This window comes from Planococcus chinensis, assembly GCF_020071995.1.
Classification (GTDB): domain Bacteria; phylum Bacillota; class Bacilli; order Bacillales_A; family Planococcaceae; genus Planococcus; species Planococcus chinensis_A.
In genome coordinates this window covers 215,467-233,512 of record NZ_JABWTK010000003.1, presented here as the reverse complement: position 1 = coordinate 233,512, position 18,046 = coordinate 215,467, and the positions used below count along the sequence as shown (strand labels likewise).

The window sequence follows — 18,046 nt, the reverse complement described above, 5'->3', positions numbered from 1 at the left end:
ATCGATATACTGATGAGTGTACAACTTGAAAAGGAGATGTTATTAATGGCGAAAAAAGGACACATCCACATGGAAAACGGCGAAATCATCGAATTCGAACTTTTCCCAAATGAAGCACCAAACACTGTAAAAAACTTTGAGGACCTTGCAAACTCCGGTTTCTACAACGATGTAACATTCCATCGCGTAATTCCAGGTTTCGTATCTCAAGGCGGCGACCCGACTGGCACTGGTGCTGGCGGAAGCGGCAAAACAATCAAATGCGAAACTGATGGCAACCCGCATAAACACCAAGCTGGCAGTCTTTCAATGGCTCATGCCGGAAGAGACACTGGATCTAGCCAGTTCTTTATCGTTCATGAACCACAACCGCATCTTGACGGCGTCCACACTGTTTTCGGCCAAGTAACTTCAGGTCTTGAAACAGCTAAAGCGATGAAAAACGGCGACAAAATGACAAAAGTACACGTTTTTGACGAAGAATAAGATTTTAAAAACCGGTTCGGGCAATTGCCTGAACCGGTTTTTTGCTGATTTTTGAAAATACGATCAGCAGTTGTAAAGATACGATTTCCTCCTGAATCCAAGCAGCTTCCATTCCACTGGAAACTGGTCTGGCTTTTAAAGCCAGACCAGTTTTTTAAAGACTTCCGGTTGATTAATTCTTGATGTATTTCTCGACAATTTCCTTATATGTGCCATCGTCCTTCAATTGCTGAAGCCCATCATTGATTTGCTGCAGCAGTTCGCCATGCTCTCCCTTTAGAACAGCAATGCCGTACTGCTCACCTGTCAACCGCTCTTCAATCACTTTAAAATCAAGATTTCGTGAAGTAATGGCATAAGCGATTACCGGGTAATCTTCTACAAAAGCTTCGGAGTATCCGCTTACAACATCCAGGAACATAGAAGGGCTATCGTCAAAATACGCGATTCGGTAGCCATATTTCTCTTGATTTTCACCAACAAACTTTGAACCGGTAGTTCCGCCCTTAACCGCGATGACTTTTCCATCCAGGTCATCCAAAGTCGCAATTTCCGTATTGTCTTTTGTCGTTACCAGCGCCAACCCTGCATCAAAATACGGATCTGAGAAATCCAACACTTTTTGCCGCTCTTTCGTAATGCTCATCCCAGCAATTGCCAGGTCCAACTCTCCTTCTTCGAGCGCAGGAATAATTCCGATAAAGTCCATTGGCCGAAATTGAATTTCAAACCCTTGATTTTCAGCAATCGCTTTGATTAGTTCCACGTCAATCCCTTGATATTCCCCGCCAACCTGAAATTCAAAAGGTGGATAAGTCGTATCAATGCCCACTGTGTAAACTCCGTCATCTGCGCCGTTTTCAACATTCGCTTCTCCTTCACTGCCACCTTCTTCTCCTCCAGATTCACTGCCTTGCTGCACGCACGCTGCTACGATAAGAACCAGTGTCAAAAGAAGCAGTAAGAAACTGTACTTTTTCACCTTTCCCACCTCTTATCGTATTTATATGTACAACTCAAATTTAACACATTTTTCAGAAAATTAATATAAATTTGAGGTAATTATTAAATATTTTATCCTTAAGCTGAAAATTAATCGAATTAAAAACACGTCCGGAAGACGTGTTTTTAACCCTACTTTTGTTTTTGATTTTACTTTGTTTAAAGCACTTTACTCAAGAAAGCTTTCGTCCGTTCATGCTGAGGATTTCCAAACAGCTCGGCTGGGACGTTTTCTTCCACGATATAGCCGCCGTCGATGAACATGACGCGGTCACCCACTTCACGGGCAAAGCCCATTTCATGCGTTACGATGACCATTGTCATCCCTTCAATCGCCAGCTGCTTCATAACGTCCAGCACGTCTCCGACCATCTCTGGGTCGAGCGCTGACGTCGGTTCGTCAAACAGCATGATTTTCGGGTCCATTGCCAGTGCACGCGCAATCGCGACACGCTGCTTCTGCCCGCCTGACAATTCGCCGGGGTAGGCATTCGCTTTTTCACGCAAGCCGACTTTGTCCAGCAACGCGTAAGCTTTTTCGGTAATGGCCTTTTTGTCGCTTTTCTTTAATTTCATCGGTGCCAATGTGATGTTTTCCAAAACGCTTTTATGCGGGAACAAATTGAACTGCTGAAACACCATTCCGACATCTTGGCGGACTTTGTTGATGTCCACTTTTGGATCGGTGATATCCGTCCCTTCAATATACACATGGCCATCTGTAATTTCTTCAAGGCGATTCATGCAGCGAAGGAAGGTGCTTTTCCCGGAACCCGAGGGCCCGATGACACAAACCACTTCTTTTTCTTCGATCACAGTGCTCATATCTTTCAAGACTTCGATTGGGCCGAATGATTTTTTTAAGTTTTCTACTCGAATCATAGTCATCGCAATACAAACTTCCTTTCTACGAAGCTCGCCAACATGGAGAGCAAGTAAATGACAATGAAGTAAATCACGCCAAGCGTCAAATAAATCGTGAATGCTTCAAAGGTTTGGCTCGCCTGGATACGCCCTTCCTGGGTCAAATCGGCAATTCCAATGACTGACAGCAACGACGTATCTTTCAGCGAAATGATTGCTTGGTTGGTGATAGTCGGCAACATCCGGCGGAAAGCCTGTGGCAAGATGATGTAACGCATGTTCTGTGTAGCATTCAAGCCAAGCGAACGCGCCGCCTCTGTCTGGCCTTTATCGATCGACTGGATACCCGCCCGGATAATTTCCGAGAAATAAGCGCCCGCATTGATCGCAACCGTAACAATCCCTGCTGTTGTATTATCCAGTGAAAAGAAGCCCAGTGAATTTAATCCAAAATAGATGAAGAACAACTGAACGATAAAAGGCGTCCCGCGTATCGCGTCCACAAAAATCTTCGCGATCCAATTCAAAATTTTAATCGGCGCCAGCCGGAACAGCGCAACAATCAACCCAATGATAAAACCGATAATGATAGCAATAAAGAAAATATAAAGTGTAACTTTTAATCCATCCATTAAAAAGGGCAAAGCATTAATTACTGTATCCATTTCCACATCTCCTTTGCATACAGAGAAACCATCTATCCAAAAAGCTTTTGCGTTTCCAGATAACCAGTCAATCCAAACCTTTTACAGCCGCTTCATCTTTCCCCTTATGGCCAATAAAAGAAGATAAAAAAATGCAGCGCGCTGCTGCGCGCCACATGATTAACCCTTATTCAGAAATATATTTGTTGAGAATTTCATCGTATTCCCCGCTGTCACGCAATTCTTTCAAACCTGTATTGATTTTTTCAAGCAGGTCCGCATTTTCGCCTTTCAGCACAGCAATTCCGTATTGGTCTCCAGTCAAACGATCGCCAACTGTTTTCAATTCCAATCCGCTTTGGGCAATTGCATAAGCGATGACCGGATAATCTTCCAGCAGGACATCCGCGTTGCCGTTTGAAACTTCCTGGAACATGGATGGGCTGTCTTCGAATTGTGCTACTGTATAGCCATATTTCGATTCGTTGTCCATCGCAAATTTAGAACCGGTCGTTCCGCTCTTCACAGCCACTGTTTTGCCATTCAAATCTTCCAGTGACGTAATATCCGTATTGTCTTTTGCTACTACCAATGACAACCCGGCATCAAAGTAAGGATCCGAGAAATCCACGACTTTTTTGCGGTCATCCGTAATACTCATGCCGGCAATTGCAACGTCTAATTGGCCTGCTTGCAATGCTGGAATAATTCCACTGAAATCCATTGGGTTAAACTCGATTTCAAACCCTTGGCTTTCTGCAATGGCGTTGATGATGTCAATGTCGATCCCTGTGTATTCTCCGCCTTCTTCAAATTCGAATGGAGGATATGTTGTATCAATGCCCACTTTATAAGTTTTGTTTTCGCTTTCTCCGCCCGAACCGCTCGTATCATCAGCAGAATCATTCGATCCACAAGCCGCTAAAACCAGCATAAATGATAATAGAATTAAAAAAAGACTAAACTTCTTCATTTTGGTGCCCCCTTTTTTCTTTTCATAAAATACTACTACTTAATATAGCATAAACTTTCAAGATTCAGAACCTTCTTAAGAAAATAAACTCATTGAATCTTCAATCCAATGAGCCTTAATACCCCCTGCTTGCCACTTCTCTTTTTTTGCGCAGCCGGATAAACAAACGGAAATTGTGGACCACCGTTTTTAAAACAGCATAAAGCGGAATAGCAATCAGGATGCCGACAAACCCATAAAGAGCTGCAGCAATCAACAGCAAGAAAATAATGGTCAGCGGATGGATATTTAAACGGCTTCCCATAATATTCGGAGTCACTAAATTGCCTTCAAGCTGCTGGACAATCAACAATACGGCCAGCACCTTGACAGCCATAAAAGGTTCTCCGCTCATCAAAGCGACAAAAATAGCCGGAATGACGCCAATGAGCGGCCCTAAAAACGGAACAATAATTAGGAACATGGCAAAAACAGCCAGCAACAGGGCATAATCCAAGCCGATGATGCTATAGCCGATAAACATTAAGAACCCGACCACAACCGCCACAATCGCCTGCCCCACAATATAATTCGATAAAGTTTCGTCTACATCTTTCAATAATTTTCTGCCTTCCGGCTTGTGTTCTTCGGACACGTATTTCATCAACGACGGAATCAATTTATGATCATCTTTTAATAAAAAGAACAAGATGAACGGTACGACAATCAGAACAACTGCAACGTTCATTAAAGTACCCAAAATCGTCATGACATTGTCCATCAAGTTTTTGGAGGCGTCCTCCATATAAATAAGCACTCGATTTTTTATCTCATATCCGCTCACCCCGGCAACTTCAAAGCCATTCATTTTCGCTTCGGACTCAGCTGTTACTTGCTCGACTGTTTGTGGCGCCAGTTCTGTCAGGCTTGCCACCTGTTCTTTGATTGTGGGGCCGAAATAATAGATTAATGCAGACAGCGCTGCAAAGAAGACAAAAAAGACGACGGCGATTCCTCCCACTTTCGGCATATAACGCAGCAATACCTGAAGAAAAGGGCGAATCAGATAATATAGAAGTCCGGCAATCAATATCGGAGCAAATACAGTCGCAATAATAATTTTAAAAGGCCAAAAAGCATAATCGATTTTGCCGATAAAAAAGAGAATAATCACAATCAGGAGTATGGCAGTTGCATACTCGAAAAACGGTTTCTTAATCCACATCTTCCCATTCCTCTCTCCAGAAAACGAAAAAACACAGTAAAAGAGCGAAAGCCGCATTGTTCCAGCTTCCGCTCTTTTTACGTGTTTTATTTGTCTTCTTCTAGTTCTTTCATTTCTCTATGAGTTTGCGGGAAGGCATTGGCCTGCCATTCATCGCGGTATGCCGAATCCAATTGAGTCAGCCCTTTTTCAGCTGGATCTACGTCCGCTTCCACGCTTTCGCGCTGATCCACTTCCAAGCTGTTTCTCATATCCGTGTCTTCAGCAATTTTCACTGTATTCTTTTCCTGGTATGCGCGGTAAACGAAAACTCCTGCTGCAGCTGCCAGTGCACTTCCTATTACCGTATTCATTGTCGATTTTTTCATCAAAATCCCTCCAAATAAAAACATGATAGATACGTCTATTGTTTTGTATACCCTATAAACATCTTTTTAACTACAAAGTTAAAAGATTTTTCAGCTTGGCCCTATTCTTTTAATTCCTGCAGAGCCGTTTCTTCAGCAGGAATCCGGACGAGCAGCAATAACAAAGCATTCGCTACGGTAAAAAACAGGGCAGTCCGCCAGGCGCCAAATACGAGCGGCAGTGCAGCAATTTCCAGCGCCACCACAATATAATTCGGATGAGGCAGCCAGCGATAAGGTCCTCTACTCACTTTTGGGGCACCCGGAAGTACGATGATTTTGGTATTCCAGAACTGCCCGAGTGAAGCCAAAGCCCAGACCCGGAGAATTTGGGCAATGATGAAAATAGCCAAAAAAACAGTCCATGCCGGTCCGAGGCCTTGCTGCTTGAACAGCACTTCGGCTGTGAGAGAAACAAAAAACAGCATGTGCAGCAGAACAATCCATTTGTAATGCTCCGCACCGGCTTCAATCGCCCCTTGGCTTTTCATTCTTCGTTCATTGGACTTGGCGTACAGAACTTCAAGCAGCCGCTGAATGATGACAAAGCCGACCAATAGATAAAAAAATGTCATGCGCCCGCTTCCCCCCATTCAAGCCAAAGCATTTCAGAACTAAAGCCAGGGCCAAGTGCGGTCAACAGCCCTTCTTCCCCTCTCTCCGGTTTTTTCTCCATGAATTCTTTCAAGACGAATAAAACGGTCGGCGAAGACATATTCCCATACTGCGCGAGGACGCCCCTTGATATACTTGTTTTCTCCTTGTTGATGCCAAGGGACTTTTCATAAGCGGTCAGCACTTTCTTGCCACCGGGATGAGCCACAAAATGCATAATGTCTGCTGAGGTTTTCCCGATTTTATCCAAAAACAGATCGACGTTTGGTTTGAGCCAGCTCTCGATGATTTTCGGTATGTCCCGCGAAAACACAACATGCAGCCCTTCGTCTTTTACGTCCCAGCCCATGACGTCTTCTGAATCCTGCATCAATGTCGACTGGGTGTCCCGAATAAAGAACCCGCTTCCTTTTGTCCGGTCGTCCCGTCCGGTCACCAAAGCACACGCTGCCCCGTCGGCGAACAAGGAAGTGCCAATCAAATTGCTTTTCGACGTGTCGGAACGCTGAAAGGTCAAACTGCACAGCTCAAGGCACAAGACGATCACTTTGGCATCCGGGTAAGCCATGCAATAGTCATGTGCACGGCTAATGCCGGAAGCCCCTCCTGCGCAGCCAAGCCCCCATAACGGCATGCGTTTAATATGTACAGGCATTCGCAGTTCGTTCATGATCCGGGCATCAATCGTCGGTGTGGACATGCCCGAACTCGAGACAAAAACAAAAGCATCGATTTCTTCTTTTTCCACTCCCGCCTCTTCCAGACAGCGCTTGACCGCATTGCTTCCCATACGCACGGCTTCTTCAATATACAGCTGATTTTTTTCTTCCAGGCCTCGCTCCCGTTCAAACCATTCCAGAGGAGCCGCAAAATAGCGCCCTTCAATTTGGCCGTTGCCAAATACCCGAAGCAACCTCTCAATGTCGTCATAATGCTCTCCGAATAAATTTTCCACGACGCCCACAATTTCTTTTTGATCAACATGATAAGGTGCGTTCTCAGTTACCACTTTGCGGATAAACGACATGCCTTTTCCCCCTTTTTTGAGTTTCTCCAAAAAAACCACCCTTTCTGAGGATGGCTTAACTGCTGTACTTTATAGAACACTTCTGTTCGCCCGTCCCGGCGAGTCTTTGTCCCGGTCATTGTTGTCTTCCAGCAGCACGAGTATTTTCCCTTTGTTAAAATGGGTTTCGTATTCTTGCGCTTCTTCTTCCGGAATTCCCATTCCAATCAAAGCACCCGCGAGCCCGCCGAGCCCCGCTCCTGCAGCTGCTCCTGTAATTCCAGCTGCGATGGGTCCTGCGGCAACAATTGGCCCGATTCCCGGAATCGCCAGCGCCCCGAGTCCGACAATCACGCCGCCTAATCCTCCTAAAGCGCCGCCCGTCACTAAACCGGCTGTTGCGCCTTCGCTCGCATGAGTCCCGGTTTCTTCTGTGACCGTTTCTGTTTCGCCTTTATTTTTACTGATGACGGAAATATCTTCTTGCCGGTAGCCCTGCAGTTTCAACTCTTCGATTGCTTCAATCGCTTCTTGTTCACTGTCGTAATAACCTGTCACCGATCTTTGGGCCATTATCAAAACTCCTTCTTATTAAAGCAGTAATTTAGTTGAAATTACCCTTTCACGTACTGGATTAAACGCCGCAGTATGCGGGTAATAGAAAATATCCTATCTGCGCTTACCGACAGGAGAGATTGTGAATGAAGGAAAAACAAAAAAGAACATCTTTGGAATTCGACAATTTCACTGATTTTTTTAAAGCTTTTCAACAAAAAAAGCATCCTTTTTTCGTCGCTGCACATCGCGGCCTTTGGGGAAAAGCTCCTGAGAATTCCATGGCCGCTGTCAAAGAATGTCTGGCTCTTCACATTTACTTCATTGAATTGGATCTCCAAAAAACAAAAGACGGCCATTTGATTGTGATGCATGATGCTACTGTCGACCGGACCACGAATGGAAAAGGGCAGATTTCCGACCTTTCTTTATCCGACATTCATTCGTTGTTCCTAAAAGAGGGCAAGGGCGGGAGCCAAGCACCGCTCACTTCTGAAAAAGTGCCGACTTTCCGGGAAGTGCTTGCTCTAGTAAAAGGGAAGGCTGTGATTAACGCCGATAAAGCTTGGCTGTACCGTGAACAACTTTATGAAATTTTGGATGAAACCGATTCATTTGACCACGTTTTGCTTAAAAGCGGAGAACCCGTTGAAAAAGTACTGGAATTTCTTCATTCCAAAAAGAAAGCAATGCATTATATGCATAAACTTCAGGACAAAAATTTGGCTCAGCTTGATGAACTGCTGGATCAGATTTCCCCTATTGCTGTTGAACTTCTTTTTCACAGTGAACAGGATCAAGTCATCTCAAAGGCTGTCTTTGATTAACTGAGAAACCGTACGAATATATGGGGCAATTCCCTGGATGGCGCTGAAAATGCAGGCCACTTTGATTCGCTGTCCAAAACTGATCCGGATAAAGGATGGGGCTGGCTATTGGACAGGGGATTCAACATTCTCCAAACCGATCATGCCGTGGAAGCTTTGCAATACGCACAGCAGCGAAAATGAGATGGAAGCTAATTAAGCTTCCATCTCGTAATCATATTCACGGTTCCCAAATTCCCGGCACTGTTCTATCACTTTTAATGCGACATCTTTGGCCGAAGCCGGGTTCTGCCCGGTAATGAGGCGTCCGGATAAAATGACACAGGAAGTGAACGGCAATGCCGCCTGCTTGAACAAAGTCCCTCTTTCCCTCATGCTTTCTTCCAGCGAATAAGGAATGTCTTTGAACATGCCCATCAGCTTTTCTTCCTGATTGGAAAAACCGGTGACGACATGGCCCGACAACAGGTACCGGCCATCAGACAGCCGGACATTCAATAACCCGCACGGACCGTGGCAAACGGCTGAAACGATTCCGCCTTTTTCATAGATGGTTTTGGTCAGCTCTTGCAGGCGGATATTTCCCGGGAAATCGTACATGGTGCCGTGCCCGCCGGCAAAATAAATGGCTACATAGTCATGGCCATCCACCTCTTCAGGGGTTAGCGGATTTTTGATGCGGTCCATCAGTTCATCATTCATATAGTATGCCCGCGTCTTTTTGTTAGTCAGCACTTCAAGCAAGCTCCTCGGATCCAAGGGCACCCGCTTCGGGGCGGTACTAATGATATCGACGTCAAAAAGTTCTCTGACTTCATGGTAAAAATCCGTCAGCTCCCTCAGCCAAAGCCCGGTTTTCTTTCCTCTTTCTCCAAGGGCTGAATAATTGGTTACGACGATCAGAATCTTATCCATAACAGTCTCCTTTCAACTCGTAAAGTCTTTAGTTTAGTATTCCCCTGCTCTCCGGAATTATTCATCAAGCAGCATAGTAAGTTTAAATTATATTTGTCAGAAAATACAGTCTTTTTGTTTATTTCCGCTATATTTTGTGGTAAAATCGACTTAATTAGGGAGGTGGAATCATGAGAAAAATTCTGTTTCTAGCAGCGGCGTTCTTCCTTCTATTCAGTGCGTTTTCTGCTCCTGCCAAAGCCGTTGTCACATTCGATGATTTTTTTGCAACTGACCCGTTTGCTTTTGAAGTGATCTACTTGCATGAACAAGGAATTGTTTCCGGTTATCCGGACGGCACATTCCGTCCAAATGCCTCAGTAACCCGTGCAGAAGCCATCACCATGATCGGGCGTGCACTTGAACTTGACGGAACCAAACGGGCAACTCCATTTAAAGATGTAAGCGCCGGTTCCTTTGCATCAGGCTATATTGCTTCTGGTGCGGAAGCTGGAATCGTCAATGGATTCCCCGGAAACTATTTCCGTCCGGACTGGAAAGTGACCCGTGCCCAAACGGCCGTTATGCTCGACCGCGCTTTTGATTTTCCGAATGCGCCAAACGCAAAGTTTTCCGATGTTGGCCCGAATCACTTCGCCTATGAAGCTATCTCCCGGCTTGCCTATCAAGGAGTGGCGAGAGGCTATACGGATAATACGTTCCGTCCGGACACCAATGTCAGCCGCGTCCATTTCGCCGTATTTTTGGCACGGGCCATTGAACCTTCTTTCATTCCTGACAAACAGGCTCTCCTGGAAACGGCCAATGACATCCTGGCCGACTTGAAAGCGAAAGATTTTGCAGCAGTTTCTTCCTATGTAGGCACGCAAAAAGGCTTGACGTTCTGCCCTTATAGCGGCGGTTGCCTGGACAATGGCGGCGTCACTTTTACAAAAGCCCAAGTGCCCGGCTTTATGCAGAACAGCCGAGTTTATCAATGGGGCTATCAGGATGGCAGCGGCTTCCCGATCAAGCTGACTCCTGCCCAGTACTACAGCGAGTACCTGATGGATGCCACCTACAATGAGAAAGAACGGTATGGCCGTACCGAACAGCCAATGACACACGAGCAGATCAAGGAACGTTTCCCAAATGCTACGATTGTGGAGTTCTATCACCCTGGAACCGAGCAATACGACGGCATGGATTGGCAAAACCTCAACATGGTCTTCGAGAAAAACAGCAGCGGCAAATGGATTTTGGTTGCATTGGTCAATAACCGCTGGACCATTTAACGGACAATTGAAAAGCGGAACCGGCAAGCTTGCCGGTTCCGCTTTTTATTGTGTCAGGAAGTGGTTATTTCTCGGAGCAGCCCAAGCAGGCTTTCTTGAAACTTTTCATTGTCTTCGGGCTTGCGCTTTTTCGGCCCCTTCATGCGGCCGCCTCCATCGCGCACCTTTTTGGCAATATGGCGGCTGTAAAGGAGCTGGTCGATGTTCTGCTCGGAATAAACACGGCCATTCTGGTCGATTGGATATCCTCTTTTCGCAAGCACCATCGCCGCTAAGCCATAATCCTGCGTAACGACCACGTCTCCCTTATCGACCCGGTTAACCAGGACAAAATCAACTGCGTCTGCTCCTTTTGAAACAATGATGGTTTCCGCGCCTGGCCGCTGCATATTATGGGCTGTATCGCATAAGAGCAGGACCGGAAGCTGAAATTGCTTGGCAATGGAAATCGTCAGATCGACGACGGGACAGCCGTCTGCATCTATCAACACTTTTGTCATTTCGCCTTCCCCCGCTCTTTCATGTCATCCACCAGTTTTTCCGCAGCTCTTCTGTAAAGATTGCTGGTATGCACCAATGAGGCAATGAGTAATACCTGTTCCAGCTCTTCTGCATCTTCCATTCCTGCCGCTTGCTGGGATACCCGCCCCGCTTGTTCGTTTAACTCTGCGGCAAAGCTGCCGATATTTCCTTGCTGAAGTTCCAAGTAGCTTTCATAGAAGCTTTCCAAATTCAACCCTTGCTGCAGGGCTCTCTCGTTGAGGCCGTCCAACACTTGTTTGACGTCATTGATGGATAAAGCACTTTTCATCTGGTAAATCAGGCTGATGAGCATAATGTGGTTGCGCGTGTATTTTTTATTGTGTACCGGATAAAAGAGCTTTCCTTTGGCATAATTGTTGATCATCGTCTTTGTCAGGATTTTTTCTTCTTCATTTCTTTTGGCATCAGCAAAGCTCGTTTCGAACAATTGGATGACTTGATCGATATACAAATCGATTTTCGGAATATCTTCCAGCAAAACGCCGCTTTTTACTCCCAAATTCTCAATAAGGCGGTCCATGTTTTCCATTTCGTTCACCTTCAATACATTATTTGATGCTGTTAATTTTACCTTACTATTTTCAATCCTCCAAGCTTGACCAATAAAAATAACAGGAGTATCATTACAAGTAGTTTCAATAACTACATATCGAAAGGTGCGTATAAATATGAATCGTTACATAAGAGAACCCTTTAATGCCCTTTCCCATTTAGCAGGAGCTGTTCTTTCTTTTGCCGCTCTGCTGACCATGGTCATTAAAGCCGCTTACGTCGATGCTCCGGCGCTGCATCTTGCAGCGGTCATCATTTTTGGCGTCAGCTTAATTTGTTTGTATCTCGCTTCTACCATTTATCATACAGCTATCGCCAATCCGCGATTGATCGCTTTTTTAAGAAAACTGGACCATTCGATGATTTTTGCTTTGATCGCCGGTTCTTATGCACCTTTTTGCCTGATTGCACTCGACGGTCCGCTCGGCTGGTCGTTGTTCGGTTTTGTAGCTGCCATTGGCATTGCCGGTATTCTGTTTAAAATGGTGTGGTTCCATTCGCCGCGCTGGCTCTCCACTGCCCTTTACATTGCAATGGGCTGGATCATCATTTTCGCCGTAGTGCCGCTGGCGGACAGCTTGCCTATAGAAGGCCTGCTTCTATTGATTGCCGGAGGGATTCTTTACACAATTGGCGGCATCATTTACGGATTGAAACCAAACTTTCTTTCTTCCAAACACTTAGGCTTCCATGAAATTTTTCACCTTTTCATTTTAGCCGGCAGCCTATGCCATTTCCTGTCCGTTTTCTATTATGTTCTTTAAGTTTAAAAAACCGTTTTCCTTTAAAAAGGAAAACGTTTTTTTTGCAAGAAAGTCTTATTCCAAAATAGCAATTATAATGTTAAGATTATTTAAAAGATTCGAACGGAGTTGTTGATAATGGAGCAAATCGATTTGGATAACCAGAAAATGGCCGATATTTTGTACGATGCATACATAGGGAAACAGCCGATTGCAAAAGACCTTATCCCTGCTTCTTTAGAAAAAAATGATGCCTACCGTATCCAGCATGCCTTAACGAATAAAAAAGCAACCGAAGCAAAAGAACCACTGGCCGGCTATAAAATCAGTTTAACCAGCCTCGAAACACAGGAGCTATTTCATTCCGATACCCCTTTATACGGCGCGTTGACAGCGCCTGCGTTAAACAGCGGGACCATCCTTCTGGAGACCATGTCCTCGCCTTTGATTGAAATCGAATTGATTTTTATTGTCAAAGAAGAGTTGTCTATAGAAGACGATATCCAAGCGATTCTTGAGAAGACAGCAATCGCCCCGGGAATTGAAGTGCCGGACTCCCGGTTTGAAGACTGGTTTCCCAAAATCAGTTTAGGACAAGTGGTGGCCGACAGTGCCGTCGCCGGAAAAATCGTTGCCGGAGAGCCTGTCGAAGGATTGACGTATGAACAACTGGACGGCATAAAAGGAAGCTTGTTCTTTAATGAAGATGAAATCGCTGCTGATACTTCTTCAGCGGTTCTGGGTCACCCTGTTCATGCAGTGAAATGGCTGATCGCCGAATTGGCAGCGCACGGACTGAAGCTTGAAAAAGGCATGGCCGTTTCATCCGGTACATTCATCCTCCCTAAAAAACTGGAAAAAGGCGTTTACACAGCCCGCTTTGAAGGAATCGGCGAAGTTGCATTAAACGTTGAATAACAAAAACAGGCGTCCCTTATACGCGGGACGCCTGTTTTTAATTGGTTGCTGTTGCTTGTTTTTTCATGACCCATACATAATACAAGACAGCGCATAGAATAAAAGCAGCCAGGATCAAATACAAATTCGAGTAACCGAAAGCGGCGGCAATGATTCCGAGCGATACAGAGCCAATCGCAATGCCCGTATCATATAAAGCGAAAAATGTACCGGTTGCGTGCCCGCTCCGGTGTTTGTCCGCCGCCTGGATCGCCAGTGTCTGAAAGCTCGGCAGCAACGTGCCATAGCCGACACCGACCAACGCACCTGAAAACAACAGCATCCAGGCGGAGTCGGTTTGGCTGAGCGAAAACAGCCCAATGGCAAAAATGATGAGTGAAGGGATAATCACCACATTCGGCCCGATAGAATCAAAAATGCGGCCGCTGAAGGGTCTGACGAGCAGCATCGCTATAGCATAAACAATAAAGAAGAAGCTTGCGGTTTTGATCAAGCCGAGCGATTCAGCATATACCGAGATGAACGAAATAATGCTGGCATAAGCAAACGAAACGAAGAAAGCCACACTGCCGATAGGCACCGCTTTTTTCTCCACGAAGTCGCTAAAGACCAGTTTGCGCTTCGCTTCTTTTGGCGCCGCCGGCAATTCGTCAAGTTTAACCGACAAAGCGCATAAGAAGCCGATGACCATGATCACCGCAAAAATGGAAAAGATGCTTTGCGCCGTTACATATGGCAATAACGTCAAAGCGATAAAAGGCCCTCCTACAATTGCCAGGTTCATCGCTATCCCGTAATAGCCCAGCCCTTCTCCGCGGCGTTCCGGCGGAATGAGATCCGCCGCAATCGCTCCGCCCACCGTGGTCATCAAACTAAACCAGATGCCATGGAAAAAACGAAGAAACAGCAAAACGGTAAAGTTCCCTACAAAAATATACAAAATGGTGCTGACAGCAAACATCAGAATGCTTAAAACCAGTACATTTCTTTTGCCGTACTTCTCCAGAATCAGCCCCGCAAAAAAGCGCATTATAATAGCGGAAACCAGGAAAGCCGAAACGGCTAATCCGCCTTGTGTCGCAGTTCCTCCCAAATCACTCATAACGTAAATCGGTATATACGTCAGCAAGGCATAAAAAACAACAAAAATAAAAAACGTACTTATTGAAATATTGATAAAGCTCTTTGTCCAAATCGGTCTTTTTTCAGTCATTCGTTACATCCTTTTCTTCGTTCAGTTATTGCCAATTTTTTTAAGCAGCTCGATCAGCTGCTCTTGCTCTGCTTCCGATAAAGGAGACAGAAGGCCTTTTTCCACTTCCTGAATCCGTTTTTCAATCTGCGGCACCATCGCCTTTGCGCGCTCCGATAATTGGACAAGGCGTTCCCGCTTGTCTTCTCCTTCTTTGCGGACAATCCAGTCGCTATGTTCCAAGCGCATCAACGTCCTCGTCACGGTAGGCGCTTCAACATTCAAATACTGCCAAATCTCTTTTTGCGTCATTTCGCCGAATTGCTTCAGGCAAAAAAGAATGGACCACTGGGAACTGTATAAATGAAATTCTTTCAGCGCATCGTTAACTTCTTTGACAGATAAACGGGATTTTTGATGGATTTCGTGAAATAACAATTTCTGCATACTCGTCTCCTCCGAAATTACTTACCTAAGTAAGTATATGGGTAATAGATAGATAAGTAAAGTTCTCAAATGGACGAAACAAAAAACCTTTCCCGAATGGACGGAGAAAGGTTTTCAGTTTCAAGTTCCTTATTAAATGACAATGCCGTTCTTTTTCGCATCAAATAGTAGCTCTTCCCGGAAATTCGGATGGGCTACCGCAATCAGGCGTTTCGCACGCTCCGAAATTGATGCCCCGTGCAGACGCGCAATGCCGTACTCGGTTACAATATTGTCCACATCATTCTTTCCTGTCGTCACGACCGAGCCAGGCGTCAGGTTGATTTTAATGCGGGAGATGGTTTCATTTTTCGCCGTGGACTGCATGCAGATATAGCCTTTTCCATTTTCCGCAAAGCGCACACCGCGGGCAAAGTCCACTTGTCCGCCACTGGAGGAATAATACTTGCCTCCTACAGTTTCGGAAGCGCACTGGCCAAACAAATCCACTTCAGTCGTCGCATTGATGGAAACAATGTTTTTCTCTTTCGCGATTTCACGCGGATCGTTGACCTGACTTACCGGCAAGAATTCGACTACCGGGTTGTTATCAAGAAAATCATATAGTTTCTTTGAACCGTACGCGAATGTCGTGATAATTTTTCCTGGATTCGTAAACTTACGGGTTCCATCGACTGCACCAGATTTAACCAAATCCACCACCCCGTCCGGCAGCATTTCAGTATGGATGCCTAGATGGCGGTGGTCTTTCAGCATCGAAATGACTGCATTCGGAACAGAGCCAATGCCGATTTGCAGCGTGTCCCCGTCTTGAATGTCTTCGATAATCGAAGCCGCAATCAATAAATCCTTGTCGCTCGGTTCAGCTGCTTTCTCTTCGGTTAATGGCGCATGATGTTCCACAAAGCCGGCAATTTGGCTAATATGGATTTGGTTGCGCCCGTAAGTTCTTGGCATATGTTCATTTACTTCCAGGATAAAAGGGACTTTCCCGACAAATTCAGAAATGTAGTCCGCTTGTGTGCCGAAAGTGAAATAGCCATGTTCATCCATGGGAGAAGCCACGGTCATGATCATTGACATTTTCGTCGTTTTTTTCAGCAAACGCGGCACTTCATGGAAATTATTCGGAATCAGCTCCATTTTTGCTTGCTGGTACACTTTTCGCGTAGCGCCGCTTAGAAAATAAGAAACGTGCTTGAGCTGTTCAAATTCACCTTGAATGTAACGGCGGCTCCGCAAAGCCAACAATTGATGGATTTTCACACCTTCCAGCTTTTTCACATTTTCTTCCAGTATGTCCAGCAGATGAATCGGTTCGCCATTTGCGATTGGAACAATGATGTCTGCGCCTTTATCAATCAACTCGGTAACTTCTTGAGGATTCAACTTTTTTGTCATATGATTTTCACTCCTGATTATGAAATCTCTTTAAACTTTACCACAGCTTCCTATGCTTGCCCATGAATCCCTGGGATTTCGTTTTGCATTGCCTAAGAAAAAGACCGTCATTTGGAATGACGGTCTTTTTAGGCCATCGAGAAACATTCCATTCTCTAAGCCATTTCGCTCCAAGTGGACGCTTTCCGCGGGCACGGCTTCAGCCGCTTCATTCGAAGCACGCTTTTAATAAAGAGTTGTTTTCATTAGAAAGAGTGGAAGAGCAAGCATGTTATTTATTCAGTGCTTTCCTTCGATATGAAGCAACCAGCGAAGACGCCTGCGGGAAAGCGAGACAGCCGAGACCCCGCAAGAAATGATTGGGCTTTGCCCAATCATTTGCGACGAAGCTAGCGCAGCGATGCAGGAGCACAAGGTTTTCGCAGCGGATGAGGAGGCTTGGCGCTCGCCCGCGGCAAGCGCAGCTGGGTTGCGGAATATCGGAGATATTCTAAGAGGAATTTTTCTATATCTTTCTCAACAAGCTGTAAAGACCGTCATTTGGAATGACGGTCTTTTTTTGCCACATTATAAACAATTCCAGCGATCCCAAAGGCAACCATAAGACCCCATAAAATCAGCAGAACCATTGAACCGGTTCCATCCGAACTGTTTAAATAGACATACAATTGCAGAGCAAAAAACGCCAGACTGATTGCCGCTATTACTCCGAAGTAAATCATACGTGTTTTAAAACTAAGTTTTTTCATAATTTCGGCCCCTTTAGTTTTGTTCCTTTGACTCGAGGTGAACCTTGGTCCATACCAAGGTGGTCAAGAGGAATAATTCAAATGCATTGGTGACAGCCGAGCTCTCCACTGGAATCTGCACTGCACTGCCTATTGTCATAACGCCAGCGCCAATCAGCATCCATTTCCAGCCTACCTTTTTCCAGAGCAGAATACCAGCAGCGATCAACACTACTGAAACGAGCAGCACCATAATGGGCGGCCCACTAGACGACTCAGCCGATACATACCGCAATACGCCATACTGCCGTTCGGTCGCTAACTCCAATCCCCAGGTTTCCAAAGCAATTTCCATTGCAATCAATGCCAAGGTATAAATAATGGCTGCGGCAAAAACCGCTTTTTTCCTTACCCAGCCAATTCCTGCATGGTTTAAAGCTCCCCACGAAAACAGCACCAGTGTCGGCGTTAGGAAAGCGTGGCTCCAAAAACGCAGCAGGCTCAAGTTTTCGAGCACCGGGCCTTCGCCGATAAATTTTCCAATCGCAATCATGCCATTGTCGTAAATAAGGCCAAGCAGCACGAAGTAGATAAACGACATGAAATTCCAGGATTTCTGTTTAGAAAATGCCCATACAAACAGCAGAATATACGCTGCAGTAAAAGCAAAATAAAGAATAGTATCCATTTGCACCTTCCTTCCGAAAATTCCCTGTTGTTGTTATCATTCACTATTCAGGGCCGGTTTAA

23 protein-coding genes are annotated in these 18,046 nt (G+C 45.4%); 6 read left to right on the top strand and 17 right to left on the bottom strand.

What is annotated here, in order from left to right; genetic code table 11:
• Positions 1-45 precede the first annotated feature (45 nt).
• Complete coding sequence (locus HU147_RS06725; protein ID WP_224075523.1) at positions 46-486, top strand: peptidylprolyl isomerase; 441 nt, start codon at positions 46-48, stop codon at positions 484-486.
• A 172-nt stretch (positions 487-658) separates the two neighbouring features.
• Here the strand turns inward: HU147_RS06725 and HU147_RS06720 are convergent, their stop codons facing one another.
• The 9 genes from HU147_RS06720 to HU147_RS06680 all read right to left on the bottom strand — a co-directional run bounded on the left by HU147_RS06720 (position 659) and on the right by HU147_RS06680 (position 7,774).
• Positions 659-1,468, bottom strand: a complete 810-nt coding sequence (locus HU147_RS06720; protein WP_224075522.1) for a transporter substrate-binding domain-containing protein — start codon at positions 1,466-1,468, stop codon at positions 659-661.
• Positions 1,469-1,647: 179 nt separating this feature from the next.
• Positions 1,648-2,376, bottom strand: coding sequence for an amino acid ABC transporter ATP-binding protein (locus tag HU147_RS06715; protein ID WP_317985496.1), 729 nt, complete (start codon positions 2,374-2,376; stop codon positions 1,648-1,650).
• Entirely contained in the window at positions 2,373-3,017 is a 645-nt protein-coding gene (locus HU147_RS06710; protein ID WP_224075521.1) for an amino acid ABC transporter permease, read from the bottom strand. The genes HU147_RS06715 and HU147_RS06710 overlap by 4 nt, the downstream gene beginning before the upstream one ends.
• A gap of 166 nt (positions 3,018-3,183) precedes the next feature.
• On the bottom strand, positions 3,184-3,969 hold the full coding sequence (locus HU147_RS06705) for a transporter substrate-binding domain-containing protein (protein ID WP_224075520.1): 786 nt from the start codon (positions 3,967-3,969) through the stop codon (positions 3,184-3,186).
• Positions 3,970-4,084: 115 nt separating this feature from the next.
• The gene (locus HU147_RS06700) at positions 4,085-5,173 is read right to left on the bottom strand and encodes an AI-2E family transporter (RefSeq protein ID WP_224075519.1); all 1,089 of its coding nucleotides are present in this window, start codon (positions 5,171-5,173) and stop codon (positions 4,085-4,087) included.
• Between the two features lie 86 nt (positions 5,174-5,259).
• Positions 5,260-5,541, bottom strand: coding sequence for a hypothetical protein (locus tag HU147_RS06695; RefSeq protein WP_224075518.1), 282 nt, complete (start codon positions 5,539-5,541; stop codon positions 5,260-5,262).
• Positions 5,542-5,642: 101 nt separating this feature from the next.
• The gene (locus HU147_RS06690) at positions 5,643-6,155 is read right to left on the bottom strand and encodes an isoprenylcysteine carboxyl methyltransferase family protein (RefSeq protein ID WP_224075517.1); all 513 of its coding nucleotides are present in this window, start codon (positions 6,153-6,155) and stop codon (positions 5,643-5,645) included.
• On the bottom strand, positions 6,152-7,222 hold the full coding sequence (locus HU147_RS06685) for a type III polyketide synthase (RefSeq protein WP_224075516.1): 1,071 nt from the start codon (positions 7,220-7,222) through the stop codon (positions 6,152-6,154). The genes HU147_RS06690 and HU147_RS06685 overlap by 4 nt, the downstream gene beginning before the upstream one ends.
• A gap of 69 nt (positions 7,223-7,291) precedes the next feature.
• Positions 7,292-7,774, bottom strand: coding sequence for a general stress protein (locus HU147_RS06680; RefSeq protein WP_224075515.1), 483 nt, complete (start codon positions 7,772-7,774; stop codon positions 7,292-7,294).
• A gap of 128 nt (positions 7,775-7,902) precedes the next feature.
• Here HU147_RS06680 and HU147_RS06675 point away from each other — a divergent pair, with 128 nt between their 5' ends.
• Positions 7,903-8,583 (top strand): glycerophosphodiester phosphodiesterase family protein, encoded by a 681-nt coding sequence (locus HU147_RS06675; protein ID WP_224075514.1) that lies wholly within the window; start codon positions 7,903-7,905, stop codon positions 8,581-8,583.
• On the top strand, positions 8,584-8,766 hold the full coding sequence (locus HU147_RS19570; protein ID WP_224075675.1) for a DUF4996 domain-containing protein: 183 nt from the start codon (positions 8,584-8,586) through the stop codon (positions 8,764-8,766). It abuts the gene before it with no gap.
• A gap of 12 nt (positions 8,767-8,778) precedes the next feature.
• Here HU147_RS19570 and HU147_RS06665 read toward each other — a convergent pair whose 3' ends face one another.
• Positions 8,779-9,498 carry a type 1 glutamine amidotransferase domain-containing protein gene (locus HU147_RS06665; RefSeq protein WP_224075513.1) on the bottom strand — a complete coding sequence of 240 codons (720 nt, stop codon included), beginning with the start codon at positions 9,496-9,498 and terminating at the stop codon, positions 8,779-8,781.
• A 170-nt stretch (positions 9,499-9,668) separates the two neighbouring features.
• Between HU147_RS06665 and HU147_RS06660 the strand changes: the two genes are divergently transcribed.
• Positions 9,669-10,772 (top strand): S-layer homology domain-containing protein, encoded by a 1,104-nt coding sequence (locus tag HU147_RS06660; RefSeq protein WP_224075512.1) that lies wholly within the window; start codon positions 9,669-9,671, stop codon positions 10,770-10,772.
• A gap of 53 nt (positions 10,773-10,825) precedes the next feature.
• Here HU147_RS06660 and HU147_RS06655 read toward each other — a convergent pair whose 3' ends face one another.
• Positions 10,826-11,272 carry a YaiI/YqxD family protein gene (locus HU147_RS06655; protein WP_224075511.1) on the bottom strand — a complete coding sequence of 149 codons (447 nt, stop codon included), beginning with the start codon at positions 11,270-11,272 and terminating at the stop codon, positions 10,826-10,828.
• Positions 11,269-11,844, bottom strand: a complete 576-nt coding sequence (locus HU147_RS06650) for a DUF1836 domain-containing protein (protein ID WP_224075674.1) — start codon at positions 11,842-11,844, stop codon at positions 11,269-11,271. Before HU147_RS06650 ends, HU147_RS06655 begins: the two co-directional genes overlap by 4 nt.
• 139 nt (positions 11,845-11,983) lie before the next feature.
• Between HU147_RS06650 and trhA the strand changes: the two genes are divergently transcribed.
• Both trhA and HU147_RS06640 read left to right on the top strand, forming a co-directional pair.
• Positions 11,984-12,631, top strand: a complete 648-nt coding sequence (trhA, locus tag HU147_RS06645; protein WP_224075510.1) for a PAQR family membrane homeostasis protein TrhA — start codon at positions 11,984-11,986, stop codon at positions 12,629-12,631.
• 117 nt (positions 12,632-12,748) lie between these two features.
• Positions 12,749-13,528, top strand: coding sequence for a 2-keto-4-pentenoate hydratase (locus HU147_RS06640; protein ID WP_224075509.1), 780 nt, complete (start codon positions 12,749-12,751; stop codon positions 13,526-13,528).
• 37 nt (positions 13,529-13,565) lie between these two features.
• Here the strand turns inward: HU147_RS06640 and HU147_RS06635 are convergent, their stop codons facing one another.
• The 5 genes from HU147_RS06635 to HU147_RS06615 all read right to left on the bottom strand — a co-directional run bounded on the left by HU147_RS06635 (position 13,566) and on the right by HU147_RS06615 (position 17,984).
• Positions 13,566-14,741 carry an MFS transporter gene (locus HU147_RS06635; RefSeq protein ID WP_224075508.1) on the bottom strand — a complete coding sequence of 392 codons (1,176 nt, stop codon included), beginning with the start codon at positions 14,739-14,741 and terminating at the stop codon, positions 13,566-13,568.
• Positions 14,742-14,762: 21 nt separating this feature from the next.
• Positions 14,763-15,167, bottom strand: coding sequence for a MarR family winged helix-turn-helix transcriptional regulator (locus HU147_RS06630; protein WP_224075507.1), 405 nt, complete (start codon positions 15,165-15,167; stop codon positions 14,763-14,765).
• Positions 15,168-15,299: 132 nt separating this feature from the next.
• On the bottom strand, positions 15,300-16,568 hold the full coding sequence (locus tag HU147_RS06625; RefSeq protein WP_224075506.1) for an acetyl-CoA hydrolase/transferase family protein: 1,269 nt from the start codon (positions 16,566-16,568) through the stop codon (positions 15,300-15,302).
• Positions 16,569-17,104: 536 nt separating this feature from the next.
• A complete protein-coding gene (locus tag HU147_RS06620; RefSeq protein WP_224075505.1) occupies positions 17,105-17,317 on the bottom strand; it encodes a hypothetical protein in 213 nt (70 codons plus the stop codon).
• A gap of 13 nt (positions 17,318-17,330) precedes the next feature.
• The gene (locus HU147_RS06615; protein WP_224075504.1) at positions 17,331-17,984 is read right to left on the bottom strand and encodes a hypothetical protein; all 654 of its coding nucleotides are present in this window, start codon (positions 17,982-17,984) and stop codon (positions 17,331-17,333) included.
• Positions 17,985-18,046: the final 62 nt, after the last annotated feature.